Consider the following 25653-nt stretch of genomic DNA (forward strand, 5'->3'; position numbering starts at 1 on the left):
CCCCACTATGCCGCTCGGAGAGGGCCCTGCGGGTGGACGAAGGCTGGCACTGAGGCGTCGCTTCACGGCTGGTTGAGCCATGCGCCCGACGAAGGAGGGCGCCTGCGCCGAAACCCGGTGACCTGAACGGCTACCCGACCGCACGGGGCTGATTCAGGAAGCGTCGTGCACGGAGTCGGGGTAGGTGACGTAGGTGCGGCCGGTGCGGGAGGTCCAGGTGCAGACTCCGTCGTCGCTCATCTCGTAGTCCCAGTGCTTCTTCGTCTTCGCGTCGTGATGGTGGCGACAGAGTGCGGCGAGGTTGTGCCCGGCGGTGGGTCCCTGCGGCCATTCGATGACGTGGTCGATGTCGCACCTGATGGCGGTCCTGGTGCACATGGGGAACCGGCAGGTTTGGTCGCGTTGTTGCACGAACTCCCTGATCCTGGGCGTGGGCTCGTACGCCGTCGTCGAGGTCTCGCAGGTGACTCCGGTGTCGGCGTCGACCAGTGCCCGGGTGAGGCGGCAACCGAACTGCTCGATCAATGCGTCGAGCACCTCGGGCCGGATGAACCCGATCCCGGCGATCCGTGCCCAACCGGCTTTGTACGCCCGGGCGGTTTCACCTGTTTCTGAAGCGAATTCAAAGTCGTCCGGGCCTCGCGGGGATGAGCTGGATTGTCCGGGTGGGGGTGATCCGTCGTCCGGGGACGCCTCGGGCTCGTGTTCCGGGTCGTCGGTGGCACGTTTGGTGGCCGTCGCAGCCTGTTCCTCGCGTTCCTCGCGCACGACAGGGACCTGGATCACGACCTGGTAGGTCACGTCGGCGCCTTGGGTGACGAGGTCGTGCAACGCGCCGAGGCGCAGTTGTCCGAGCGTCGGCTTCGACTCACCGGTCTCGCTGCCCTCGCTTGCGGTCGGGTTCTTCGAGCGTTGATCAGCCAACTGGTCCACGGCTCCGTAGATGCGGGCGATCTGGTCGGCCGGTCCGATGGCGCACAGCTCGGCCATCCCGGCAATGTCGGAGGGACGCACCCAGACACCGGTGGCTTCTTTGGCTTCCTTCTGGCGGGTCTTCTTCGCGGCTTCTTCCTCCCATTGGGTCACCAGTGCCCGTGCGGCGCTCTTCACCTTCAGGTAACCCCAGGTGTCGAAGCCTTTCGTGTCGAGCAGGTGCTGCTCGACCCGGTGAGAGGTTTCGGGTGAAGCGCTCACCAGCTCGGAGGCAACGAGGCTGACCTTCCAGTACGGGATCGAACCCTCGACCGCGGCCGCCAACAGACCGGGCGTTTTGGTGCACGCATCGATGGAGTTGCTCATCTTGCTCGACGCAGTGCGCGGAGCCATCTGACACGCAGCCGCCAGGTCGGTGTCGGCAAACGACGCCTGATGACCCAGCGCGTGCTCGACCTTCGCCGTGACACCGGCGTCGGAATCGACCAACTCCTCGTCGATCGCGGCATACCGAGCCATGGCCATGGCTTGGACGGCTTGGGAGGTGGATGCCAACTGGGTGGAACCGGTCACGGCTTTCTCGAGCATCCGGTGGTCCTCGACATCGACGGGCCGAGCGGTGCTGATGCCACCGGCGTTGCGCACGGCGTCGGCATCGAGCCGGTAGAACGCTTCACGGGACATCCGGTTCGCGAACGTCAGTACTTCCGCGGGTGACCCCAACGCATTCAGAAGCTGGTTCAACAAACGCCGCTTCTGATCCGAAAGTGATTGCAGCAGAACGAATTCCACCGGAGACTCCGGTTCGTAGAACTCGTAGCTGATGGCCATGAAGAAACTCTAGGCGGGACCACCGACAACCTCTCTTGCCTTGCCGTTCGCCAACAACAAGGAGGATGGAACTCGGCCCGCGGGTCGGTCGGCGGATACGCCATCGTCCGGAATATCGATCGCGGCTCGGATCTGTGGTTGATAGACAAGCTCCGTGGAAGAGCAACTACTGGAGCGCTGGCGAGCCGAAGAACGCGACCAACCCGAGGGCTGGGACTTCTCGTCCTTGGATGACCGGATGACCGAGTCGCAGGAGCCGTGGGATCTCGACGCTCAGTACCGTCAAACTCTGGGCAACGCTCAGCACGTGCTCGACATGGGGACCGGCGGTGGCGAGCACCTCCTCCAGTTCGCCGATCTTCTTCCCGCCGACACCACCGCTACTGAGGGTTGGCAGCCGAACATCGCTGTCGCACAGCGCAATTTGGCCCCGTACGGCATCGAGGTGATCGAGTACGGCGCACCGGACGACGACGTCGGCTCGGCGCGAATGCCGTTCCGCGACGACCGGTTCGACCTCGTCCTCAACCGCCACGAGTCGTACTCGGCTCGTGAATTGGCACGCGTAACTGCGCCCGGCGGCACCGTGCTGACGGCCGAGCTGGTCGATCGCATTCCTGCCTCTCTGATACCGCCCTGGTGATATTCAGGTATGGCTATGACACTGCGATTGAGCGACGAACAAACCGAACGACTTCGGGAATCAGCAGCTCGTGAAGGTGTCTCCATGCATTCGCTCGCCGTCCGTGCCATCGAGAACTACCTCTCCCCGCGTCGCGACGCGCGACCGGATGATTTCCCGGATCGTGGCCGAGGACGCTGAGGTTCTCGAACGATTGCGTGACGCGTGAGCGTCGACTACCTCGATCTTGATGACTTGATCGTCGTGGCAACTGCGGCGACGGGCCGCCCTCCGCAAGTGCGTGACTGGGGGTTCCTCGAGGCGGCATTGGCGCGGCCACGCGCGACGGTCTTCGGGCAAGATGCTTACCCCGACATTCACACCAAATGCGCCGCCTTGCTCAGTTCCTTGGTGAACAACCACGCACTCGTGGATGGCAACAATCCGACGGCGTTGGTTGCCGGTCGACTTTTTCTCGCGCTGAACGGTGTGCGGTTCATCGGAGCAGAGAACGACAAGTTCGACTTGATCATCGACGTTGCGCAGGACCGGCTTGTCACAGTCGAGGAAATTGCCGCCCGCCTTCGATCGCTGACGGCGCCGTGAGTCCCACGAACCTACCCCGAACGAAACGAGCGCCCCGGAACCGTGTGGTTCCGGGGCGCGCGTTGTGCTGACTCGAGGTCAGTCGCGGGTCAGCTTGCGGTAAGTGACGCGGTGCGGACGCGCCGCCTCGGCACCGAGGCGCTCGATCTTGTTCTCCTCGTAGGCGTCGAAGTTGCCCTCGAACCAGTACCACTTGGCCGGGTTCTCCTCATCGCCTTCGTAGGCGAGGATGTGCGTCGCGACGCGGTCGAGGAACCACCGGTCGTGGCTGATGACCACGGCGCAGCCCGGGAAGTCGAGCAGCGCGTTCTCCAGCGAACCGAGGGTCTCGACGTCCAGGTCGTTGGTCGGCTCGTCGAGCAGCAACAGGTTGCCGCCCTGCTTGAGGGTCAACGCAAGGTTGAGGCGGTTGCGCTCACCACCGGAGAGCACGCCGGCCTTCTTCTGCTGGTCGGGGCCCTTGAAACCGAACTGCGACACGTACGCACGCGACGGGATCTCGACCTGACCGACCTGGATGTGGTCGAGCCCGTCGGAGACGACCTCCCACAGGGTCTTCTCCGAATCGATGCCGCCGCGGCTCTGGTCGACGTAGGAGATGTTGACGGTGTCGCCGACCTTCACCTCTCCGCCGTCCGGCTCCTCGAGGCCGACGATCGTCTTGAACAGGGTGGTCTTTCCGACACCGTTCGGACCGATGACGCCGACGATTCCGTTGCGGGGCAACGTGAACGACAGTCCATCGATGAGAGTGCGGTCGCCGAAGCCCTTCTTGAGGTTCTTGACCTCGATCACCTGGGCACCCAGTCGCGGGCCCGGCGGGATCTGAATCTCCTCGAAGTCGAGCTTGCGAGTGCGGTCGGCCTCGGCCGCCATCTCCTCGTAGCGCGCCAGACGAGCCTTGCTCTTGGTCTGGCGGGCCTTGGCGTTCGAGCGAACCCACTCGAGTTCGTTCTTCAGACGCTTGGCGAGCTTGGCGTCCTTCTTGCCCTGCACCTGCAGGCGTTCCTGCTTCTTCTCCAGGTAGGTGGAGTAGTTGCCCTCGTAGGGGTAGAGGCGACCGCGGTCGACCTCACAGATCCACTGCGCAACGTTGTCGAGGAAGTACCGATCGTGAGTCACGGCGAGAACGGCGCCGTGGTAGGCCTCAAGGTGCTGCTCCAGCCAGGTGACCGACTCGGCGTCGAGGTGGTTGGTGGGCTCGTCGAGCAGCAACAGGTCGGGCTTGGACAGCAGCAGCTTGCACAGTGCCACGCGGCGACGCTCACCACCGGAGAGCACGGTCACGTCAGCGTCCGGCGGCGGGCAGCGCAGGGCGTCCATCGCCTGCTCGATCTGGGAGTCGAGATCCCAGGCGTCGGCGTTGTCGATCTTCTCCTGGAGCTTGCCCATCTCCTCCATGAGGGAGTCGAAGTCGGCGTCGGGCTGGGCCATCTCCTCGGAGATCTCGTTGAAGCGGTCGAGATCCTTCTTGATCTGACCCATGCCTTCTTCGACGTTGCCGCGAACGTCCTTCTCCTCGTTCAACGGCGGTTCCTGCAACAGGATGCCGACGCTGTAACCGGGCGACAGGCGAGCCTCGCCGTTGGACGGCTGGTCGAGTCCGGCCATGATCTTCAAAATGGTCGATTTGCCCGCGCCGTTCGGGCCGACGACGCCAATCTTGGCGCCGGGGAAGAACGACATGCTCACGTCGTCGAGGATGACCTTGTCGCCGACGGCTTTGCGCGCCTTGGTCATGGTGTAAATGAACTCAGCCATGCCCGTCAGGCTATCGGTGGGCGCGGCGCCCTCCCAATCGAGCGCCGCACCCGTGGTCAGGCCGGCACGCCCTCGCGCTGCATCTGCTCCTGTCCGACCTCGCTTGGCTCCTCCCGCTGGGGACGTCGGAACTGGGCGGTGCCGCGGCTGAGGTCATGCCCGACGGTGGACGCGGTGACGACGACCTTCTGCCGCTGGCCGCCGTCCTGGCCCTGCCAGGAGTCGACACTGATCCGACCGGTGACGATCACCGGGTCGCCCTTGTGCAGTGAACCCATAACGTTTTGCGCGAGGTGGTTCCAGCAGTCGACGTCGTAGAACGTGGTCGACAGGTCGCGGTACCCGCCCGTCTCCTTGTCACGGGTCGACGGAGTACAAGCGACGGCGAACCTCGCCTTGCGCGATCCGCTGTCGAAGTCGTGCACCTGCGGGTCGGCGGTGAGGTTGCCGGTGATGGTGACAGTTGCGTGGTTGCCCATGGTTCTTCCCTTCGAGGGTTGCCGGCCGAGCGTTCGGCCTGGTCGAACCTTCGTCCCGCGGCGCGGGGATGCGAAAGCCGCCGCCGTGCGGGTGTGGACGACGGCGGCCTCGATCGTGGGCTGTGGAGAACTCAGCGTGCCGCCTGGTCGAGCGCCTCGCGAGTCGCCCGGTGCTCGGCGAGCACGGCTCGCACGGGCGCCACCAACTTGATCTCACCGACCTCGGACACTGCGTCGCGCAAGCGGCGTTCGGCGGCAGCGCGCCGACGACGTCCGCCCTTGGCGGCCAGGAAACGCGAGAGCACCGCAAGCAACAGCCCGAGCAGGAGCCCGCCCGCGAGCAGGAGCACCGGGATCGGTATCCAGCCCCACGTGGGCACATCGAGCTGAATCTGAGCAAAGCCAAGACCTGCCAGCATCAGCAGCCACAGCAGACCGGCGAGGGTGACCGCCGCGAAGAGCCACTGCAGCATCGAGAACACGGTCCACCAGACCGGGTCGCGATCGCGCAGCTCGGTACCCATCACCGCCTGGTCGAGCGAGTCGCGCAGATCGTCGTTCTGCGGCGAAGCGGCGTCGTACACCGCGTCCGCCCAAGGCTGCGGGAGCCCCTCGGCGGCCCGCTCACCGAGCCGGCGAGTCGCCAGGTCCACCGCCGCCAGAGCCGCCGGCGAGGCGGGCGGCAGCGAGGAACGGCCGAGAGCACGCTGCCCCTCGGACCGGGTCAGCTGCGAGGCGACCTTGTCCAGGCCCAGGCGAGAAAGCGGCGCCGGGCGGAACTTGTTGGCCCACCGGGTGAACGGCCACCCGCCGTGCGCGGCAGCTCGCTGCCGGTAGTCGCGTTCGACAGCCTGACCAACGACCGGCACGGCCGCGGCCTTGGCGAGGGCATCGGTGAGTTCGTCACCCGTCTTGCGCCCGAGTTCGGGTTCGGTGTCGGCGACGTGCTTGCGCAACTCGACCGCCTGCACACGCAGGTCGGCCGCCAGCCGCTGGTTGGCGGCATTGCGGTGGGCGACGACCTTTCCCAGGGTGGTGCGCAGCTCGTCCAGGCCGATGCCCTGGGCGGCCGAGGTGGCGAGCACCTTCACCCCGCTCAGACCATCACGCTCCAGCAGCTTCTCCAGGTCAGCGATGCAGGCCTTGGCCGCCTCGCGGCTGAGCCGATCGATCTGATTGAGGACGACGATCGTCACCGCCGCGTGGCCGGCCATCGTGCGGATGTAGTCGTCGTGCAGGACGGCGTCGGCGTACTTCTGCGGGTCGGTGACCCAGATGAAGACATCCGACAGCTTCAGGACGCGGTCGGCCTCGTGCCGGTGCGCGATGACATTGGAGTCGAAGTCGGGAAGATCGAGCAGCACGAGACCGTCGAGCGTCCCGGTGGTCGGTGCGGCGAGCGGCACCTGGTGCCGGGCTCCTACCCCGACCCAGTCGAGCAGCGGACCGGACGGCTCCTCCCCCCAGACCGCAGCGGCGGCCTGAGAGGTGGTCGGACGCCGTGCACCGATCCTCGAAACCGGTTCGCCGACAAGCGCATTGAACAGGCTGGACTTGCCGCTTCCGGTCGCTCCGGCAAGTGCGACGACCGTGCGTCCACCGGCAATGCCACTGCGTTCGGCGACCTTGCGCTCCAGGTCGCGAACAACCGCGACATTGGACGCCGGGAGTCGCTCACCGCCGTGCTCGATCGCTGTCTCCAGCGCCTTGCCACGCTGCTGCAGCGCCTCGTTGCTGACGACGCCGCCAGACTTCCGCTTGAACAGATCGGGGCTCATCGTGCCGCCTTCACTGCCGCGAGCGCCGGGCCGATCCGGTCGTCCGTGGACGCCTGGCCGATCTCATCCGACAGCACTTTCTCGAACCGCTGCTCCTCGGCCTCGAAGAGTTCTGTGGTGCGCTCGAGGAGCAGGCCACGCGCCTTCGCGCTGAGCGTGCGCACCGCCTGATCACCGAAGATCGCTTCGAGCAGTCGCTGCGCGAGCACCGCCGATCCACCGGCGATGCCGACCTCGGCCCCGGTCAGGCCGGCGGTCGCGGAGAACGAGATGAGCATGAGCATGACCGCGATGCCGTTGACACCGAAGGCGAGGAACCGTGCGGTGGTGCGCCGCGAACCTGCTTCTTCACGCACCATATCCATCACGTTGCCCTGCCAGTCGCGAACCGCACGCTCCACCTGTTCTCCGAATCCCTTTGACGCAGAGCCCAGTTCGCGATGCTTCTCGATGATCGGCGCCCCGCCGGGAGTGGCGCGCCAAGCCCGCGCCGAGGTGATCGCCGCGGTCTCCGCGTGGTTGACCAGCAGGGCCGCGACGCCGGAATGCAACGCCTCGCCGAGATTCTCGGCGGGTTCGGCACGCCCGCGTCCACGCAGTGCTCCGACGACCCGGTCTCGCATGCGCCCGACGCCTGCTTCGAGCTGGCGCAGCAGTTCTCCCGTGCCGACGAACTCCTGCCAACGCGCGAGCACCTCGCCACGCAGCAACGAACCGTCCTGGACGCCTTCCTTCACGCCATCGAGCGCTGCGGAGTACGCCTCCTGCGGAGCCTGACGCAATTCGTCTGCGGCAGAACGCTGTTCCTGCGACAGCGACTGCAATGACCGACCGCGTTCGTTCAAGGAGTCCAGCGCGCCGTCGAGCGTGCGTCGGATGACGATGCTGCGGGCGTGAGCATCGGCAGCGAGGGAGCTCAGCCACCCGCGGATGCGAGTCACCTCGCTGACCGGAAGCATGCCGGTCTTGGACAACGTCGACTCCGCAACGGCGAAGACCGGCGACTGACCGAGTCCGCGCTCCATCAGCATCCCGGCGAGGTCGGCACGCACCTCCTCCATCGCGTCCATCGGCACCCGGTCGAGCACGACCGCTACCGACGTCCCGCGATGGATCGCCTGCTGCAGCAACTCCCACGGCACGGCGTCGGCGTAGCGGGTGGCGGTGGTGACGAAGATCCAGAGGTCGGCGGCACTGAGCAGCTGCCGGGCCAGGTCACGGTTCGCGGACACGACCGAGTCGATGTCGGGCGCATCCAGCAGCGCGAGTCCGCGCGGCACCGAAACGCTGGCGACAAGTCGCAGCGTGTTCGGGTCGTGGGCTCCGGCGGAGTCGCCGGTCAGCCGGGCCAGCTCGGGCAGGATGCGCTTGGTGGTGAACCAGTGCGCGTCGTCGGGGTGGTGGATGAGCGTCGATGCACGCGTGGTGGGTCGCAGCACGCCGGGCGTCGTCACGGTCTCCCCCACGATCGAGTTGACGAGGGTCGACTTGCCCGCACCGGTGGACCCACCGACGACCGCCAGCAAGGGCGCGTCGAGGGAGTTGGCGCGCGGAATGATGTAGTCGCGCAACTGATTCAGCAGATCACCACGACCGGCACGGGCCTGCTCGGCACGCGGGGTCTCCAACGGGAAGTGCGTCCCTTCGACGGCTGCTCGCAGTTGGTCGAGAGCGGCAGGCAATCGGGACGGATCAGGGACTTGACTCACGGGTAGGAGTCTAGAGTCCGCTGCGACCCCGGACGCCCACACCGATGGACCAACCTGCGGATGGCGCCCCCTGCAGGACTCGAACCTGCGACCTAGGGATTAGAAGGCCCTTGCTCTATCCAGCTGAGCTAAGGGGGCAACGGCGGGAAGTCTAGACCGACCCGCCGGTGGACGCGGTCAGCGCAGCGGGGTGCGCATCGGCGGGCGACCGATCGGCGTCCACTCGTAGTGCCGGTAGAGCGGTGTGCCGAGGAACGGGCGACGCAACATCCACAGCGCTTCGAGCAGCTTGTGTTCACGTGCGAACGAGTCGGGTCCGTGGTCGCCGCGGTTGATCCGGGCCCGCAGCATGGCCAGTTCGCTCGCGATGTCCTGGAACTGCTCCATCTGGAGTTCGAGCGTTTTGCCACCGTGGGACTTCGCCCAGGCACGCGCGTACCGGCGCTCCGACATGGACGCGAGCATCCGTACCTCGGGCGGAGACAGCCACGAACTGTCGACGTATCCCGACAGTTGCTCGCCGATCCTGGCCGACTCCCGGCGCCGGGCGATCACCAACAGAGCCACGAATGCACAGAACAGCGGCACCTGCACCAGGACGTAGGTGAGCAGCCAGCCCTCTTCGGCGAGGATCGCGAGCGCGTTCCATCCCATGTGCAACATGACGGCGCAGACGAAGCCGATGAGCGGCGGCAGGACGCGCATGGCGAATCCGCGGGATGTGGCCGCGATCCCCACGCCGATCCCGATGCAGATGGTGAACATTGGATGTGCGAACGGACTCATCAACACCCGGACGATGAACGTGCCGAACAGGCCCTCTTCACCGGAGTCGGCATAGCCGTTGGCGAGGTAGACAATGTCCTCGACGAACGCGAAGCCGGCCGCACACAGGCCGGCGTAGACCATTCCGTCGACGATGCCGTCGATCTCCTTGCGGCGGAACACGATCAGCAGGATGAGTGCCAGACCCTTGAGGGCCTCCTCGACCGGCGGAGCGACGAAGATGGCGACCGGAGCGTTGTTCTCCGCCGTCGCCCCGATCAGGTAGCCACCGATGTCGTTGAGCAGTGCGGCACCGACCGTCGCGACGCACGCCCCCCACAGGAACGCGAACAGCAGCATTCCCCACGGCTCGGGTTCGAACCGGTCGAGCCACAGGAATACCGGTACGACGATGCCGAGCACCACAAAACCTGTCGCGATGCCCAGAACCGTTGCGGTCAGCCCGGATTGAGCGTGCAGACTCGCCAGAACCACAGCGAGGCAGAGCCCGAAGAAGACGATCCCGATGGTCCAGGAGATGGCGCGACGCAGCAGCGGACGCCGTCCGTTGAGGTGTGCGAGCTGCGCTCTGGACAGCGTCCGGACACTGTCCGGTGGGATCCCCATGGCGAAGACCCTACCGACGATCGGCTTCGTGCGGCTCTAGGCTGCAGGGTGTGAGTGAGGACAAGACGAGCAACGAACGCATCATTTGGATCGATTGCGAGATGACCGGCCTCGACCTCGAGGCGGACGCCCTGATCGAGGTCGCGGTACTGATCACCGACTTCGAGCTGAACCAGATCGGTGACGGCATCGACGTCCTCATCAAGCCCGAGCCGACCGCGCTCGAGCAGATGAACGAGTTCGTCCGCGACATGCACACCAGCAGTGGGCTGCTCGACGAACTCGGCCAAGGCGTGACGATGGCCGAAGCCGAGCAGCAGGTGCTGGAGTACATCCGCCAGCACGCCCCGGAAGCCGGCAAGTGGCCGCTCGGCGGCAACTCCGTGGCCACGGACCGTGCGTTCCTGGCCCGCGACATGCCGGAACTGACCGCCCACCTGCACTACCGCCTCATCGACGTGTCATCGATCAAGGAGTTGTCGCGTCGCTGGTATCCCCGCGCGTACTTCAACGCGCCGAAGAAGGGCGGCGGTCACCGCGCCCTGGCCGACATCACCGAGTCCATCGCCGAACTGCGCTACTACCGCGAGGCGGTGTTCGTGCCCCAGCCCGGGCCAGACTCCAAGACGGCCCGCGCGCTGGCCGCCAAGCACGTCGTCGGGAACGAAAGCGAGACCACATCCGGCTGAGCCGGGGTTGGTCAGAAGCACTGTCGGAGAGCAGGTAGGATAGTCCGCGCTGCCTCACGTAGGCGGCATCTGCATGGTGGGTGTAGCTCAGCTGGTAGAGCACCGCGTTGTGGTCGCGGTGGTCGCGGGTTCAAGTCCCGTCACTCACCCCATGTGAGAAGGCCCGATGACCAATCGTCACCGGGCCTTCTTCGTGCCTGTCGCCGCGGTCAGAGTCCGCGAGCGGCGTACCAGTCGTTGCGTCGCTTCTCCCGCTCCGTGGCGACCTGCTGTTCCAGCACGCTCGGCGCCGGGGACGCACCCTGCGGCCCTTCCGCCTCACCCGGAACGAACGCCTTGCTCTCGGCGGTCGGTTCGAACGCCTTCTTCTCGCGTGCCTCCTGCGCCCTGGCTGCGTTCGCCTCAGCCTGCTCCACCTTGAAAGCCTGACGACGGGACTCGCGCTCGGCCAGGATGCGGTCGCGCTCGGCACTCGGACGCGGGGCGAACTGCGCGCGCACGGCGTCCACCGCCTCCCACTCCTTGGCCAACGGCAAGGCGTCCTTGTGCGCCTTCTCCAGTTCGCGCCGCTCCTTCTCCTTCTCGGCCTGCTTCTTCTTGACCTTCGCCTCCTGCGCGGTCTTACGTTCACGCACCTTGCGCTCCTGCGCGGCGGCGATCAACGCTTCCTCGCGACGGGCGTCACGTGAGTTCTGGACGTAGACGGCGGCATCGTTCGGGTCGGTCGGCATCGACTCACGGGTGCGCGTGGGTCGCGTCAGGACGGTAGCCGGCTCACGGTCGACCGGCGCCGACCCGTTGCCCACCTTGCCGTGCTGGCCCGGACCCATCGCCAGCCCGAAGTCGCGCGCGGTGGCGGTCTCGGCATTGTCACGGCCGGTGTAGGCGTCCATGCTTCCTCCGGAGTTCACTCGCAGCTCGATCGCGTCGGCGACCTGCTTCTCGTCCTTCTCGATCTTCTTGTCGATGCCGTCGGTGTCGCGGGCGGGCAGCAGGATGAGGCGCTCCGCGGGCAGGCCCGACTTCAACTGGCGGGTGCGCAGGAGTTCGGCGTCGAGCTCGGCACCGAACAGCAGCGCGATGTTGGTGATCCACAGCCACAGCAGCAGGATGATCGCGGCGGCGAAGGCACCGTAGGTCTTCTGGTAGCTGGCGCCCTGGGTGAAGCCGATGTAGGCGACGAGCGCCAGCGACGCGAGCACCCAGACGACGAAGCCGACCACCGCACCGGAGCTGAACAGCCGGTTGCCCTTGGCACGTCGCACGTTCGGGGTGGTGCGGTAGAGCATCGAGATGATGCCGAGCACCACGAGCGCCACGAACGGCCACTTCACGAGGTCCCAGACCATCACTGCGGTGTCACCGAGGCCGATCGCACTGCCGACCTCCTTGGCAACGCCACCGCTGAGCACGAGCGACAGCATGACCAGCACGATGAGCACGATCTCGATGGCAGTCACCAGCAGCAGGGTGCCCTTGAGCTTGAGGAAGGAGCGCCCCTCCTCGACCGCGTAGATCCGGTTGAGCGCACGACTGAACGCACCGACATAACCGGACGCCGACCACAGCGCACCACCGATACCGACGATCAGGGCGACGCCACCGCCGGGGGTCGCCTGCACGTTGTCGATGAAGCTCGTGACAGCGCTGAGATCCTCGGGGCTCTTGCCGATGATCCGGCCGATCGACTCGACCAGTTTGCGCGTCGTCTCCTTGCCGTTGCCGAAGATGTTCAGCAGCGAGATGACCGCGATGAGGCCGGGGAACAGCGACTGCATCGCGTAGTAGGTGAGTGCCGCCGCGGCGTCGGTGCCGCCGTCCTGGGAGAACTTCGAGCGGGCGCGGGAGAACGCAACCTTCCAGTCGGGTTTGGCGGGTGACTCGGGCGGCTCGTCGAACGGCCGGTCGATCGCTTCGTCGTACAGGACGGTCATGGGTTTCAGGTCCTCCAAGGCAGACAGTTACTACCAGGGAACCTACCGAGAATCGGGGCCGCGCGGGCATTCGCGTCCGGTGGCACTTGGTCGCGACACGGCGAGAGCGCGCTTGCAACCGGCCGCGCTCAACCGATTTCACACTGGCCCGGACCGTGGGGTAATGTTCTTCCTCGTTGCGCCATTAGCTCAATTGGCAGAGCAGCTGACTCTTAATCAGCGGGTTTGGGGTTCGAGTCCCTGATGGCGCACCAGTCACGAAGGCCAGGCAATCTGCCTGGCCTTCGTCGTTATTCGCGCAAGCCGCAAGTGTGCGTGGACACCCACGACGCGCCGCTGTTGTCTTCATCACACTTCCTGGCAAGATGGCCGAACGTGCGTGCATTGGCCAAGACATCGGCAGCCCCCGGACTCGAACTCATCGACGTTCCCGAACCCACCGTCGGCCCCGGCGAGGTGAAGATCCGGGTGCTGCGAGCAGGTTTGTGCGGCACCGACCTGCACCTGCAGCAGTGGGACGACTGGGCGTCCTCGATCGTGAAACCGCCGCTGGTCATCGGCCACGAGTTCTACGGCGAGGTCGTCGAGATCGGTCCCGACGTCGCCAGCGTGACCGTCGGGCAGCGTGCCTCCGGTGAGGGCCACGTGGTCTGCAACGAGTGTCGCAACTGCCGCGCCGGCCGGCGACAGGTCTGCATCCGCACCAACAGCGTCGGTGTCAATCGCGACGGCGTGTTCGCCGACTACGTCGTGATCCCCGCGTCCAATGTGTGGGTGCAGCCGGCCGACATCGATCCCGACCTCGGTGCTGTCTTCGACCCGTTCGGCAACGCCACCCACACTGCACTGTCCTTCCCCATGGTCGGCGAGGACGTCCTCATCACCGGCGCCGGACCCATCGGCGTGATGGCGGCCGCGATCGCCAAGCACGTCGGCGCACGGCACGTCGTGGTCACCGACGTCTCCGACTACCGCCTCGAACTGGCCCGCGGCGCCGGCGCCGACCGGGTCGTCAACGTGGCGCAGCAACGGATCGCCGACGTCCAGAGCGAACTGGGCATGCGCGAGGGCTTCGACGTCGGCCTGGAAATGTCGGGCAACGCGCAGGCAATGGCCGAGATGATCGACAACATGAACCACGGCGGACGCATCGCGATGCTCGGCCTACCCGGTGACGACTTCGCTGTCAACTGGGGCCGGGTCATCACACACATGCTCACGATCAAGGGCATCTACGGCCGCGAGATGTACGACACCTGGTACGCGATGAGCGCGATGCTCTCGACCTCCCCGGAACTCAAGCGCGCCGTACAGTCGGTCATCACCCACCGTTTCCCCGCCGAACAATGGCAGGACGCGTTCGCTGCGGCCCGATCGGGCAACTGCGGCAAGGTCATCATGGATTGGAGCTGAGATGTACGCCATCAAGGACCAGCTGAGCGCGTCGTTGCGTGAGATCGACGACGCCGGACTCACCAAGCGCGAGCGCGAACTGACCACCCCGCAGTCCTCCCACGTCGCCACCACGGCCGGCGAGGCACTGAATTTCTGCGCGAACAACTACCTCGGTCTCGCCGACCACCCCGACGTTGTCGCTGAGGCGCGAAAAGCGTTGGACGAGTGGGGTTTCGGCATGGCCAGCGTGCGTTTCATCTGCGGCACCCAGACCCAGCACCGCGACCTCGAACGCGAACTGGCCGACTTCTGCGGCACCGACGACGCGATCCTCTACTCCTCCTGCTTCGACGCCAACGGCGGCATCTTCGAGGTGTTGTTCGAGGCGCAGGACGCGATCATCTCCGACGAGCTCAACCACGCCTCGTTGATCGACGGCATCCGCCTGTCGAAGGCCAAGCGGTTCCGTTACCAGAACGCCGACATGGACGATCTGCGCACCCAGCTGCAGGCGGCGAAGGACGCGGACGCGCGCCGCGTGATCATCGTCACAGACGGCGTCTTCTCCATGGACGGCTACTACGCGCCGCTGGAACAGATCTGCGACCTGGCCGAGGAGTTCGGCGCGATGGTCATGGTGGACGACTCGCACGCCGTGGGTTTCGTCGGCAAAGGCGGACGCGGCACGCACGAGCACTGCGGCGTGATCGACCGCGTCGACATCGTCACCGGCACCCTCGGCAAGGCCCTCGGTGGCGCTTCCGGCGGCTACGTCGCCGCGCACCAGGAGATCGTCGACCTGCTGCGCCAGCGGTCTCGTCCGTACCTCTTCTCCAACGCCGTCGCGCCCTCGGTGGTCGCCGGGTCGCGCAAGGCGCTGGAGCTGGCTCGCTCATCGGGCGAAGGACGCGCGCAGCTGCGCCGCAACACCGAGCTGTTCCGTGAGCTGATGACCGACGCCGGTTTCGAGTTGCTTCCCGGCTCGCACCCCATCACCCCGGTCATGTTCCCCGGCGAGGAAGGAGCGCGCCAGGCCGCACAGGTCGCCGATGCGATGTTGCAGCGTGGCGTCTACGTGATCGCATTCAGCTACCCGGTCGTCCCGAAGGGCAAGGCCCGCATCCGCGTCCAGCTGTCCGCCGCCCATTCGGAGGACGACGTGCGCACCTGCGTCCAGGCGTTCATCGACGCGCGTTCCGAGGTGCTCGGTTCCTGAACCGAAATGACTGCGGGGCAACCGATTCGGCTGCCCCGCAGTCATGTTTCACAGATAGAGACCGGTCGATCCGTCGTCCACCCGCTGGGCCGCAACCGCGTGCAGGTCGCGTTCGCGAAGCAGGATGTACGAGCGGCTCTGCAGTTCGACCTCGGCCTTCTCGTCCGGGTCGTACAGCACCCGGTCACCCAGCTGCACCTGCCGGACGTGTTGCCCGACGGCTACGACCTCGGCCCAGGCCAGTCGCTTGCCCATCGCCGCAGTGGCCGGGATGACAATGCCGCCACCGGACCGCCGTTCGCCGCCCTCACCGTCCGCCTTGACGAGCAGACGGTCATGCAGCATCCGAATCGGAAGGTTGTGCTCCTCAGCCACGGAGACGGCGCAGCAGGCCGAGCACGAGCAGGAACGCTCCGGCTCCGCCGACCATCTTGCCGACCTTGTCCTCGGCGACGTCGCCGTCGGAGGTGCGGGTCATGTCGTTGGCCTTCAGCTTGAGTCCCTCGACCTGACGCTTGGCAACCTCCTTGGGCTGCGCGCGGAAGGCGAGTTCGTCGATGGTGCTTGCCAAGCGCTGACGGGACGCCTGGAGTTCGGCCTCGATCTCCTTGGCGTTCTTCGGTGCCGGCTTGTCGGCCATGGGGTTACTCCTTGAGGTTCGTGGACTGCCTGAGACGATAACGCAGACAGACCCGCCAGTACGTTCGGAGGACCCCATGACTCGTCTCGCAATGTCGGATCCCGCACCCGACTTCACCCTGCCGTCCAGTGAAGGCGGATCGGTGTCACTGTCGGACTACCGCGGACGCCACCTGGTGATCTTCTTCTACCCGGCCGCGATGACCCCCGGCTGCACCAAGGAGGCCTGCGACTTCCGCGACAGCCTCGCCGGCCTGGCCGAGGCCGGCTACGACGTCGTCGGCATCTCCCCCGACCCTGTCGCCAAGCTGGAGAAGTTCGTGGAGCAGGAGTCGCTGACCTACCCGCTGCTGTCGGACGAGGACAAGTCGGTGCTCGAGGCGTACGGCGCCTACGGCGAGAAGAAGCTCTACGGCAAGACCGTCGTGGGCGTCATCCGCTCCACGATCGTCGTCGACCCCGAGGGCAAGGTCGAACTGGCGAAGTACAACATCAAGGCCACCGGCCACGTCGCGTCCCTGAAGAAGGCCCTCAAGCTGGCCTGAGCCGCGTCCTGCAGAAATCCGCGCACCTCCTGGATCGACGCATGTTCCTACCTGCGCGGAATCCACGCAGGGATTCCGGTGATCTAGTCTTGGTGCGCTTGCGCGAGTGGCGGAATTGGCAGACGCACCAGGTTTAGGTCCTGGCGCCTTCGGGTGTGGGGGTTCGAGTCCCCCCTCGCGCACTTTCGGTCCCCGACGCAGACTCGCTTGCGAGCGATGAACGGCAGCGTGGACGCGGCCAGGACATACGCGCCAAGCGATGAGATCTGGTTGAAGAGCTGGAAACCGTCCGCTCCCAGTCGTCGGCGTAGCGCCGCGTCACGCTGCGGTCGCGCACCCGCTGCGCGATCGTCTCAGGTGAACAGCCGGACGAGGGTGGGCACCAGCGCACGGAAGGCCTGGCCGCGGTGAGAGGCGGCGTGCTTCTCGGTTGCGGTGTACTCGGCGAACGTACGGCCGTCAGGCAGTTCGAAGATCGGGTCGTACCCGAACCCGTTGGTGCCGCGCTGCTCTCTGGTGAGCCGTCCGTCGACGACCCCGGTGGCAGAGTGCAACGCACCGTCCGGCATCGCGAGCACCACCGAACACTCGAAGCGAGCGATCAGCTTGTCGATCGGCACGTCGGCGGTCTGCGCGAGCAGCAGGTCGATGTTGGCCTGGTCGTCGCCGTGACGTCCTGCCCAGCGCGCGCTGAACACACCTGGACAGCCGCCGAGCACGTCCACCGAGATTCCTGAATCATCAGCAACCGCAGGCAGATTCAACTTCTTGGTCGCGTACTTGGCCTTCAGGGTGGCATTCTCGATGAAGGTCAGCCCGGTCTCCGGAACGTCCTCGAGTTCGGGGAAATCTCCCACTCCCACCACGCGCAGCCCGTCCAGCGCGGGCTCGGAGTCGATGAGCCCCTGCAGGTCGGCGATCTTGCCGGCGTTGCGGGTCGCGAGGACCAGGTCGCTCATCGTGAACGCTCGCGGGCGTGCGTGTCCAGCGCTTCCTGCTGCAGACGGGTGAGGTCGCCGATGCCCTTGGCGGCGAGATCGAGCAGCGCGTTCAGTTCGTCGCGGTCGAAGGGTGCACCCTCGGCAGTGCCCTGCACCTCGACGAAGCCACCGGCACCGGTCATCACGACGTTCATGTCCGTCTCGGCGGTGGAGTCCTCCGGGTAGTCCAGGTCGAGGACCGGAACGCCCTTCACCACGCCGACGCTGATGGCGGCGATGGATCCGGTGAGCGGCTGCGCGTTCTTGGCGATCAGGCCCTTTGCCCGGGCGTCCTCGATCGCGTCCTGCAGGGCCACGTACGCCCCGGTGATGGCTGCGGTGCGGGTACCACCGTCCGCCTGGAGGACGTCGCAGTCGAGCACGATCGTGTTCTCCCCCAACGCTTTCGTGTCGATGATCGCCCGCAGCGAGCGTCCGATCAGCCGGGAGATCTCGTGTGTGCGGCCGCCGACCTTGCCCTTGCGCGATTCGCGGTCACTGCGGGTGTTCGTCGAGCGCGGCAGCATTTCGTACTCGGCGGTGACCCACCCGGTTCCACGGCCCTTGAGCCAACGCGGCACACCTTCGGTGAATGATGCGGCGCAGAGCACCCGGGTCTTGCCGAACTCGATGAGGACGCTGCCCTCGGCGTGGTCGAGCCAGTTGCGGGTGATCTTGATGTCGCGGAGTTGGTCGTTCGCGCGGCCGTCGTGTCGGGTCTGAGGAGTGGCGTCGGTCATGCGCTCCAGACTAGGACGCGAGCCATCGGACGCCCAACGGCATGCAACGCCGCGCGGATCACGCGTTCACCGCAGCGTCTGCGAGATCTTCCGTCGGCCGGCGTCCACCGTGACGGTCGCCAGCCCGCCGTTAACGAACGACATGTACGGCGGCACGTGGCCGAAGTCCATGTCGGCGATGATCGGGATGTCGAGCCGGGCGAGTGCGTCGATGGCGGCGTCGTGCTGGCTCATGTACTGCGCGTCCCGAGCCGAGGTGCGCCCCAGCAGCACGGCGTTGGCGTTGTCGAACCAGCCGGCCAGTCGCATCCCGTGCAGCGCGCGGGCGACGTCGTAGGCGCCCTGTTCGCAGACCTCCAGATAGACCAGCAGACCATCGGACGCGTGCTGCTCGCCGAACGCGCGCACGTCGCCGTACGCCGTTCCGGCCAGCGGCGACAACACCTCGACACAGCCACCGATCAACCGTCCGCTGATCTCCAAGGACGAGGGACCGTGCAGCACCTTCCACGAGGTCGGCACGGTCAGCGGCATCGTCGTGGGAGTCGGGTCCTTCTCCCAGTCGTCGAAACCGAGCGGACGCCGGTGGGTCGCGGCGTACTGAGTGAACGTGCCGCCGGCAGGCGTTGCCGCCGCGACCCACCACGGCGCCAATCCCTGCGGCAGGTCGTACGGAGTGTCCATCAGATTGTGCCCGTGCAGGGTGGCCAGCCCGGTGCGCAAGGTCAGGGCGAGTAATTGCGTACTCGTGTCGCTGAAGCCGACCAGCCAAGTCGGTTCGGCGGCACGGATCGCGTCGTAGTCGAGCAGGTCGATCAGGTCGATGGACGTCTCCCTCCCCACGGCGGCACGACCGCGCTGATCGGGGCGTCGGTGAGGAAGGCGTTGAGTTCTGCGGCGCGCTCCGCGACGGGTGCGCTGACCTGCGTGCCACCACGCAGACAATTGCCCTCGATGACCTCGAAACCCTTGTCCCGCAACCACTTCAGCGCGAAGTCGAGTCGCCCCTGGTGACGAGGTTCGCACCCGGCGGACGGCGCTGTCACAGCGATCGTGTCGCCGGCCTGCAGGGGTTTCGGGTAACGGACCATGTGTTCAGCCAAGCCCGAACCCTCCCGCGACGCAAGCCAGTTCAGATGTCGTGGACCTCGTCGGAGACGGCCAGCTCCACCTTCGAGGGCCAGACCTGCGCTGCCTGGGCGCGACAGACCTCCGGGTCGTTCCAGGCCGGGATGTGGGTCAGCATCAGGCGTTGGACTCCGGTTGCGGCCACGGCAGCTTCGGCCGCACGCCGTCCGGTGAGGTGGATGTCGCGTACCTCATCGCGCTCCTCGCAGAACGCCGAGTCGGCGAGCACGAGGTCGGCGTCGCGCAGCAGGGGCAGCAGATCAGGGGTGCTGTCGGTGTCGCCGGTATAAACCAGCACCTTGCCGTCGGCCTCGACGCGGAAGCCGAACGCCTCCACCGGGTGATTGACCCGGTGCGGAGTGATCGTGAACGGGCCGACCTGGAACGCGTCCAGCGAAACCAATGTGCGGAAATCGAATTCGCTGTCCATGCCGTGCGGGTCGGATGCCTCGCAGAGCGTCACCCCGTTCGCGCGGGACATGCGCGCGGCGGTGTCCTGCGGGCCGTAGACCGGCACGCGCGGCAGGGGGCCACGTGTCGGGTGGTACTTGGTGACGACGAAGAGTCCGGTCAGGTCGAGGCAGTGGTCAGGGTGCAGATGACTGATCACGATGGCGTCGATCGCGTCGAGTTCGATGTGCCGCTGTAGCGCGCCGAGCGAACCAGGGCCCATGTCGAGCACGAGGTTCCAGGTGCGTCCCTCGTGCTCGGACTGCACCAGGTAGCTGGACGCCGGAGAGTTCGGGCCGGCGAAGGAACCGGAGCAGCCGATGATGGTGAGCCTCATCCGGTCACTCCCACCTGATGGAAGTTGTTCTCGAACACGTCGTCGAACTCGGGCGGCAACCCCAGGAACCTCTTGGACAAGCGGCGGAACTCCTCAGGGTCTCCGGTCGTGGTGAACGACAGGCCGGGCATGCCGTCCGATGCCGGCGCGAGCAGGTCGCGATCGGCCAGCACGCGGTAGACGTCCTTGGCGGTCTCCTCGGCGGACGACACCAGGGTCACCCCGTCACCCATGACGTACGAGATGACACCGGTCAGCAACGGGTAGTGGGTGCAGCCCAGAACGACGGTGTCGACGCCGTCCTGTTGCAGTGGTTCGAGGTATCCGCGAGCGACCTCGAGCAGTTCGGGACCACCGGTGATGCCGGCCTCGACGAACTCCACGAACCGCGGGCACGGCTGCGAGCGCACGTGCAGATGGGGCGCCGCGGCGAACGCGTCCAGGTAAGCACCGGACTGGTGGGTGCCCTTCGTGGAGATGACACCGACCCTGCCGGTGCGAGTGGCGCTCACGGCGCGGCGGACCGCGGGGCGGATCACCTCCACCAACGGCACGTCGTAGCGTTCGCGCGCGTCGTGCAGCACGGCGGCGGACGCGGTGTTGCAGGCGATGACGAGCGCCTTCACCCCATGCGCAACCAATCGATCGAGACACTGCAGCGCGTACTCACGGGTCTGCGCGATCGGACGCGGTCCGTAGGGTGCCCGCGCGGTGTCGCCGAGGTAGGCGATCGATTCGTGCGGCAACTGATCGAGCACAGCGCGCGCGACGGTCAAACCGCCGTAACCGCTGTCGAAGATCCCGATGGGTGCACCAGACACCGAACCAGGTTAGGGCCGGTCGCGGACAGTGCCGAATCAGATCGACGTGCAAATGGTCACAGCATGACCACGGGCCGACGGCTCAGTGACGCACGTAGGGGTTGGCGAGCGTGCCGATGTCCTGCACCTCGACCTCGACGCGCTGACCAGGCTGCACCGGACCGATACCTTCCGGCGTGCCGGTCAGGATCACGTCACCGGGCAGGAGCGTGAACGCCTGCGATGCGTACGAGATCAGCGTCGGGACGTCGTGGATCATGTCGGCCGTCGTACCGTCCTGCACGGTCTCGCCGTCCAGCCGGGTGCGGACCCGCAGATCCGAGAGGTCGAGGTCGGTCTCGATCCACGGTCCGATCGGGCAGAACGTGTCGAACCCCTTGGCCCGGGCCCACTGACCGTCCGACTTCTGCAGGTCGCGCGCGGTGACGTCGTTGGCGCAGGTGTAGCCGAAGATCGACTTCGCAGCCTCTTCGGGCGACACGTCGCGGCACATGCGTCCGATGACCACGGCCACTTCGCCCTCGTAGTCGACCCGTTCGGACTGCGGCGGCATGACCACCGGGTCGTCCGGACCGATGACGGCGGTGTTGGGGATGAGGAACATCATCGGTTCCTTCGGCGGCTCGGCGCCCATCTCCTGTGCGTGGGCCGCGTAGTTGCGACCGATGCCGATCACCTTCGACCGTGGGATGACCGGTGCGAGCAGGCGCACCCGGTCGACCGTCGTCGTGACTCCGGTCAGTTCGATCCGGGTGTACAGCGGGTCGCCGCTGATCTGGGCGATCTTCTCGCCCGCCCCGTCGACGAGTCCGAAGTAGGGGTCTTCACCATCGGTGTATCGGCAGATTCGCACCAGGTCAGCTTACTGAGGGCGCCGCCGGACGCTTCGGCCCGTGCACCAGCGGGGTCACGGTGTCCGCCATCAGCGCGTACCCCATGTCGTTGGCGTGGATGTCGCCCTTGCTGCACATCCAGGTGTAACCGCAGATCATCGCGACGTTGGTGGGCAGTCCGTTCGGCTGCAGGCTCCAGTCGTTGCTGCGGAACGCCGTCGCGACATCGGCGACCTTCGCGTCGGCGGCCTTGGCCGCGTACGAGATCGAAACGTTGAGCTGCCCCTGCAACATGGTCGACAGTTGCGCGAGTTGCGGGTTGCCGGCGGCCCAGGCCGCGAGGAACGGGTTGTAGTAGTTGAGGACGACGATCTGGGTCTGGGCGCCGCCCGCGGCCCGCAGGGCGGTGGTGATCTGCGGCAGGTTGCGAGCGACGGCGGTGAGTCCGGCCTGAACGCACGGCATGTCGACAGCACCGCCCTTCACACACCGCTGGACGTCATTGGCACCGATGTTGAGCGTGATCAGCCGGACCTTGCCCTTCTGAGACCTGATCAGATCGACGGCAGCCTCCAACTGGCTTTGACCGTCCGGGTAGGTGCACCGGCCGTCGGCGATCATGCCCGTGCTGGTTTCACCGCTGCAGGCAAGGTTGACGAGTTTCGCGCCGCGGTACTTGTCCCGCAGGTTGGCGTACACGCCGCCGACGTAACCGCCGTCCTTGTCGTCACCCAAGCCGGGTTGGTACCCGGCGGCGAGCGAATCCCCCAGTGCGACATAGGTTCCGGACGACGCATGCGAATTGTCTGCTCCGGCGAATGCGGCCGGTGCGGCGGTGAATCCGGCGACGGCGAGTACTGCTGACAGTGCGATGGAACGCTTCATGGGGGTGCTCTCCTGGCGGGGTGTGATCTGGCTCACTCTGCCACGTCGGACGTTTCCCGGCTCCGATTTCCCGGCTGCGTTTGCACCCGACTACCGTGCTCGCGTGGCGCAGGTGCTCTCGCAGGACGACTGGCGAGCCCGCTCGCTCGCCCACGAGCGGCGGGTCGACGCCTCCGTCGCCGCACACATTCACCGTCGCGATCGCGGTCTGAAGCACCCCATCGACGACTTCCTCTTCCAGTACTACCCGTTCAAGCCATCGCACCTGCGTGTGTGGCACCCGGGCGCCGGAGTCGTCCTGGACGGAGCTCAGGAACGGTCCGACTGGGCGTTCTACCGAGTGGACGACGGGGGCGCGTCCGTCGACGTGCCCGCGTTCATCGAGCGCAAGGGCGAGGTACTCGAGTTGGCTCACCGGCTGCTGTCGGTGACATCGGAGCGTCCGATGCAGTTGTCGTGCTTCGGGATGCACGAGTGGGCGATGGCCTACCGCACGCCTGCGGACGAGGTGCGCCACGCACAACTGCCCCTTCGCCTGGGGCATGCCGGCACCGACGACGTGGTCGATTCGCACGATCTGCGGTGCACCCACTTCGACGCCTACCGCTTCTTCACCCCGGACGCCGTTCCTCGCAACTCGGCTGTGCTCGAACGTGATTCACAGGCGAACTTCGAACAACCAGGTTGCCTGCACGCGGGCATGGGCCTCTACAAATGGGCCTTCAAACTCAGCCCGCTCGTGCCGAGCGAACTGGTGATGGACTGCTTCGACCTCGCGCGCGAGATCCGCCTGCTCGACATGCGAGCCTCACCGTACGACGTCACCTCCCTCGGCCACACCCCGGTAGCCGTCGAGACCCCCGAAGGGAAGGCCGAGTACGTCCGCCAGCAGCGAGCATTCGCCGACCGCGCCCATCCCCTGCGTCAGCGACTGCTCGCGGTGCTGGACGTTCCTTCTTCCCCTCGGTGCGCACCCGTGCGCGCAACCGTCGAGTCGTAGCCGGGAGATCGACCCACGTCCGACCGTTGTTCAAGACCAGGGCTGCCCACAGCCGGCATCGAGGTGACGGGAAGTGCACGAGGGAACGCCGTGTACGCAGTCACCTGGTGCATTTCGAGTTACCTCGGCTGAACCCCGCGCTTGAGCAAGCCGTAGCTGAAGGAGTCGACGAGGGCGAGCCAGCTGGCGTGGACGAGGTTTGGAGCGACGCCGATGGTCGTCCAGGTGCGGTCGGCGTCGCGGGTCTCGATGAGGACGCGCGTGGTGGCGTCCGTGCCGGTGGCCGCGTCGAGGATGCGCACCCGGAAGTCGATCAACTCGAAGGACGCCAGTTCGGGGTAGGTGGCCGAAAGTGCTTCTCGCAGAGCGTGATCCAGCGCGTTGACGGGACCGTTCCCCTCCCCCGTCGCCACGTGCCGCTCTCCCGCAGCGTGGATCTTCACCGTCGCTTCGGCCAGCGCGGGCAGGTCACCGGGCGACGAGTCGATGATGCACCGCCACGACTCGGTGTCGAAGTAGCGCGGCCGGGCGCCGTCCACCTCCTCCACCAACAGGAGTTCGAAGGACGCGTCCGCGGCGTCGAAGGTCCAGCCGTCCTGCTCCATGCCCTTCACTCGCTCGACCACCCGCGCGAGAAGCTCCGGACGGTCGGTGAGGTCGTAGCCGAGCTCCTTGCCCTTGAGTTCGATGCTGGCGCGACCGGCCATGTCCGACACCAGAGTTCGCATCGAATTGCCGACCAGAGCGGGATCGATGTGCTGGTAGAGATCAGGGTCGACCCGCAGCGCGGACGCGTGCAGTCCGGCTTTGTGCGCGAACGCGGACGCTCCGACGTACGGCTGGCGCCCCTGCGGTGCGATGTTGGTGATCTCACTGATCGCGTGGCTGAGGTGCAGGGCGTTCCGAAGCGCGTCCGGATCGATGATGTGGCGGCCGAGCTTGAGCTGCAGATTGCTGACGACCGTCACTAGATCGGCGTTGCCGGTGCGTTCGCCGTACCCGTTGACCGTGCCCTGCACGTGCATCGCCCCGGCCTGGACTGCTGCGATCGAATTGGCGACGGCGCAGCCGGTGTCGTTGTGGCAGTGAATGCCGAGCTGTGCGCCGGTGGCGTCCTGCACCTTCTGGACGACCTCGAACACCTGGCTGGGCAGCATCCCACCGTTGGTGTCGCACAGCGCCACCACCTCGGCGCCGGCGTCTGTCGCACAGCGGACGACGTCGGATGCGTACGCCGGGTCGGCGAGGTAGCCATCGAAGAAGTGCTCGGCGTCCACGAACACTCGCCGACCCTCACCGACGAGCACCGCCACCGTGTCGCGGACCATTGCGAGGTTCTCCTCGAGCGAGGTGCGCAGCGCATCCTGAACGTGCCGTACGTGAGACTTGGCGACGATGGTGACGACCGGCGTCCGAGCATCGAGCAGCGCTCGCACCTGAGGGTCGTCGGCCGCGTTGCCGTGTGCCCGCCGGGTCGACCCGAACGCCGCAAGCAGAGCGTTCCTCAACGGCACCTCGCCGGCTGCGGCCAGCTTGAAGAACTCGGTGTCCTTCGGGTTCGCCCCCGGCCACCCGCCCTCGATGAACCCGACACCCAGGTCATCGAGCAGCCCGGCGATCGTCAGCTTGTCGGCGACCGAGAGGTTGAGTCCCTCCTGCTGAGCGCCGTCGCGCATGGTGGTGTCGTACACGTGGAAGGTGTCTGCGGGGCTCATCGTGGAGTCCTGGTCTTCTGGGGGCTTGGTGTCTGCCGAGCCCCGGCTCTTCGCCTCGTTCCGGGTGCGGGTGGCCCGGCAAACGAAAAACCTCCCGGGGTAACGGGAGGTTGCGCGTCGAGCCGGGCTCGACGCGCTAGCAAATAATGAGGGCGGAGGTGACCGCGTGTCCCATGATTGCCATGCGGACATCATGCCGACGTCCAGGCAGCGGTGTCCACGCCGTGGGTCCGCC

The 25653-nt window shown here is 66.5% G+C and carries 25 protein-coding genes and 4 tRNA genes; 10 read left to right on the top strand and 19 right to left on the bottom strand.

The features are described from left to right. Window positions 1–153: 153 nt before the first annotated feature. Entirely contained in the window at window positions 154–1764 is a 1611-nt protein-coding gene (locus tag MF407_RS09495) for an HNH endonuclease signature motif containing protein (protein WP_239702134.1), read from the bottom strand. A 154-nt stretch (window positions 1765–1918) separates the two neighbouring features. Here MF407_RS09495 and MF407_RS09500 point away from each other — a divergent pair, with 154 nt between their 5' ends. Beyond that, window positions 1919–2407 carry a methyltransferase domain-containing protein gene (locus tag MF407_RS09500; RefSeq protein WP_239702135.1) on the top strand — a complete coding sequence of 163 codons (489 nt, stop codon included), beginning with the start codon at window positions 1919–1921 and terminating at the stop codon, window positions 2405–2407. A 204-nt stretch (window positions 2408–2611) separates the two neighbouring features. After that, window positions 2612–2992, top strand: a complete 381-nt coding sequence (locus MF407_RS09505) for a type II toxin-antitoxin system death-on-curing family toxin (protein WP_239702136.1) — start codon at window positions 2612–2614, stop codon at window positions 2990–2992. 78 nt (window positions 2993–3070) lie between these two features. Here MF407_RS09505 and ettA read toward each other — a convergent pair whose 3' ends face one another. From ettA to MF407_RS09535, 6 genes are all read right to left on the bottom strand, one after another. Next, complete coding sequence (gene ettA / locus MF407_RS09510; RefSeq protein WP_239702137.1) at window positions 3071–4753, bottom strand: energy-dependent translational throttle protein EttA; 1683 nt, start codon at window positions 4751–4753, stop codon at window positions 3071–3073. A gap of 56 nt (window positions 4754–4809) precedes the next feature. After that, entirely contained in the window at window positions 4810–5232 is a 423-nt protein-coding gene (locus MF407_RS09515) for a single-stranded DNA-binding protein (RefSeq protein WP_239702138.1), read from the bottom strand. A gap of 131 nt (window positions 5233–5363) precedes the next feature. Then, the gene (locus tag MF407_RS09520; RefSeq protein ID WP_239702139.1) at window positions 5364–7010 is read right to left on the bottom strand and encodes a GTPase; all 1647 of its coding nucleotides are present in this window, start codon (window positions 7008–7010) and stop codon (window positions 5364–5366) included. Further along, window positions 7007–8719, bottom strand: a complete 1713-nt coding sequence (locus MF407_RS09525) for a dynamin family protein (RefSeq protein ID WP_239702140.1) — start codon at window positions 8717–8719, stop codon at window positions 7007–7009. Before MF407_RS09525 ends, MF407_RS09520 begins: the two co-directional genes overlap by 4 nt. Before the next feature lie 61 nt (window positions 8720–8780). Then, window positions 8781–8857, bottom strand: a tRNA-Arg gene (locus tag MF407_RS09530). Window positions 8858–8896: 39 nt separating this feature from the next. Further along, a complete protein-coding gene (locus MF407_RS09535; RefSeq protein ID WP_141927945.1) occupies window positions 8897–10111 on the bottom strand; it encodes a PrsW family intramembrane metalloprotease in 1215 nt (404 codons plus the stop codon). A 50-nt stretch (window positions 10112–10161) separates the two neighbouring features. Here MF407_RS09535 and orn point away from each other — a divergent pair, with 50 nt between their 5' ends. Together orn and MF407_RS09545 are read left to right on the top strand one after the other, a co-directional pair. Further along, window positions 10162–10800 carry an oligoribonuclease gene (gene orn, locus MF407_RS09540; RefSeq protein WP_345770852.1) on the top strand — a complete coding sequence of 213 codons (639 nt, stop codon included), beginning with the start codon at window positions 10162–10164 and terminating at the stop codon, window positions 10798–10800. Window positions 10801–10876: 76 nt separating this feature from the next. After that, window positions 10877–10952, top strand: a tRNA-His gene (locus MF407_RS09545). 57 nt (window positions 10953–11009) lie between these two features. Here MF407_RS09545 and MF407_RS09550 read toward each other — a convergent pair. Then, window positions 11010–12734 (bottom strand): YihY/virulence factor BrkB family protein, encoded by a 1725-nt coding sequence (locus tag MF407_RS09550; RefSeq protein WP_239702141.1) that lies wholly within the window; start codon window positions 12732–12734, stop codon window positions 11010–11012. Between the two features lie 178 nt (window positions 12735–12912). Here MF407_RS09550 and MF407_RS09555 point away from each other — a divergent pair. The 3 genes from MF407_RS09555 (at window position 12913) to MF407_RS09565 (ending at window position 15345) form a co-directional block, all read left to right on the top strand. Then, a tRNA-Lys gene (locus MF407_RS09555) sits at window positions 12913–12988 on the top strand. A gap of 121 nt (window positions 12989–13109) precedes the next feature. Further along, window positions 13110–14147: an L-threonine 3-dehydrogenase gene (tdh, locus tag MF407_RS09560; RefSeq protein WP_239702142.1), complete on the top strand. Its 1038-nt coding sequence runs from the start codon at window positions 13110–13112 to the stop codon at window positions 14145–14147. A gap of 1 nt (window position 14148) precedes the next feature. After that, complete coding sequence (locus tag MF407_RS09565; RefSeq protein WP_239702143.1) at window positions 14149–15345, top strand: glycine C-acetyltransferase; 1197 nt, start codon at window positions 14149–14151, stop codon at window positions 15343–15345. Window positions 15346–15393: 48 nt separating this feature from the next. Here MF407_RS09565 and MF407_RS09570 read toward each other — a convergent pair whose 3' ends face one another. Both MF407_RS09570 and MF407_RS09575 read right to left on the bottom strand, forming a co-directional pair. Continuing rightward, window positions 15394–15690 (bottom strand): co-chaperone GroES, encoded by a 297-nt coding sequence (locus MF407_RS09570; protein WP_239702144.1) that lies wholly within the window; start codon window positions 15688–15690, stop codon window positions 15394–15396. A gap of 22 nt (window positions 15691–15712) precedes the next feature. Next, window positions 15713–15985: a DUF3618 domain-containing protein gene (locus MF407_RS09575; protein ID WP_129624858.1), complete on the bottom strand. Its 273-nt coding sequence runs from the start codon at window positions 15983–15985 to the stop codon at window positions 15713–15715. 76 nt (window positions 15986–16061) lie between these two features. Here MF407_RS09575 and bcp point away from each other — a divergent pair, with 76 nt between their 5' ends. Together bcp and MF407_RS09585 are read left to right on the top strand one after the other, a co-directional pair. Beyond that, on the top strand, window positions 16062–16529 hold the full coding sequence (gene bcp / locus MF407_RS09580) for a thioredoxin-dependent thiol peroxidase (RefSeq protein WP_129624857.1): 468 nt from the start codon (window positions 16062–16064) through the stop codon (window positions 16527–16529). A 100-nt stretch (window positions 16530–16629) separates the two neighbouring features. Then, window positions 16630–16711 (top strand) — tRNA-Leu (locus MF407_RS09585). A 171-nt stretch (window positions 16712–16882) separates the two neighbouring features. Here the strand turns inward: MF407_RS09585 and rdgB are convergent. From rdgB to MF407_RS09625, 8 genes are all read right to left on the bottom strand, one after another. After that, window positions 16883–17488, bottom strand: coding sequence for an RdgB/HAM1 family non-canonical purine NTP pyrophosphatase (rdgB, locus tag MF407_RS09590; protein WP_239702145.1), 606 nt, complete (start codon window positions 17486–17488; stop codon window positions 16883–16885). Next, window positions 17485–18249 carry a ribonuclease PH gene (gene rph / locus MF407_RS09595; protein WP_239702146.1) on the bottom strand — a complete coding sequence of 255 codons (765 nt, stop codon included), beginning with the start codon at window positions 18247–18249 and terminating at the stop codon, window positions 17485–17487. The genes rdgB and rph overlap by 4 nt, the downstream gene beginning before the upstream one ends. A 66-nt stretch (window positions 18250–18315) precedes the next feature. Next, window positions 18316–19092 carry an LD-carboxypeptidase gene (locus MF407_RS09600; RefSeq protein WP_239702147.1) on the bottom strand — a complete coding sequence of 259 codons (777 nt, stop codon included), beginning with the start codon at window positions 19090–19092 and terminating at the stop codon, window positions 18316–18318. After that, complete coding sequence (locus MF407_RS09605) at window positions 19065–19352, bottom strand: LD-carboxypeptidase (protein ID WP_239702148.1); 288 nt, start codon at window positions 19350–19352, stop codon at window positions 19065–19067. Before MF407_RS09605 ends, MF407_RS09600 begins: the two co-directional genes overlap by 28 nt. Before the next feature lie 29 nt (window positions 19353–19381). Beyond that, entirely contained in the window at window positions 19382–20164 is a 783-nt protein-coding gene (locus MF407_RS09610) for an MBL fold metallo-hydrolase (RefSeq protein WP_141927940.1), read from the bottom strand. Beyond that, window positions 20161–20985: a glutamate racemase gene (gene murI, locus MF407_RS09615; protein WP_141927939.1), complete on the bottom strand. Its 825-nt coding sequence runs from the start codon at window positions 20983–20985 to the stop codon at window positions 20161–20163. Before murI ends, MF407_RS09610 begins: the two co-directional genes overlap by 4 nt. An 82-nt stretch (window positions 20986–21067) precedes the next feature. Continuing rightward, window positions 21068–21838: a fumarylacetoacetate hydrolase family protein gene (locus tag MF407_RS09620; protein ID WP_141927938.1), complete on the bottom strand. Its 771-nt coding sequence runs from the start codon at window positions 21836–21838 to the stop codon at window positions 21068–21070. Between the two features lie 4 nt (window positions 21839–21842). Beyond that, window positions 21843–22703, bottom strand: coding sequence for a GDSL-type esterase/lipase family protein (locus MF407_RS09625; protein ID WP_141927937.1), 861 nt, complete (start codon window positions 22701–22703; stop codon window positions 21843–21845). Window positions 22704–22806: 103 nt separating this feature from the next. Between MF407_RS09625 and MF407_RS09630 the strand changes: the two genes are divergently transcribed. Next, the gene (locus MF407_RS09630; protein ID WP_239702149.1) at window positions 22807–23703 is read left to right on the top strand and encodes a 3-methyladenine DNA glycosylase; all 897 of its coding nucleotides are present in this window, start codon (window positions 22807–22809) and stop codon (window positions 23701–23703) included. Window positions 23704–23822: 119 nt separating this feature from the next. Here MF407_RS09630 and cimA read toward each other — a convergent pair whose 3' ends face one another. Continuing rightward, window positions 23823–25418 (bottom strand): citramalate synthase, encoded by a 1596-nt coding sequence (gene cimA / locus MF407_RS09635; protein WP_239702150.1) that lies wholly within the window; start codon window positions 25416–25418, stop codon window positions 23823–23825. Window positions 25419–25653: the final 235 nt, after the last annotated feature.

Source organism: Yimella sp. NH-Cas1 (assembly GCF_022359705.1).
In the GTDB taxonomy this organism is placed as follows: Bacteria; Actinomycetota; Actinomycetes; order Actinomycetales; family Dermatophilaceae; genus Yimella; species Yimella lutea.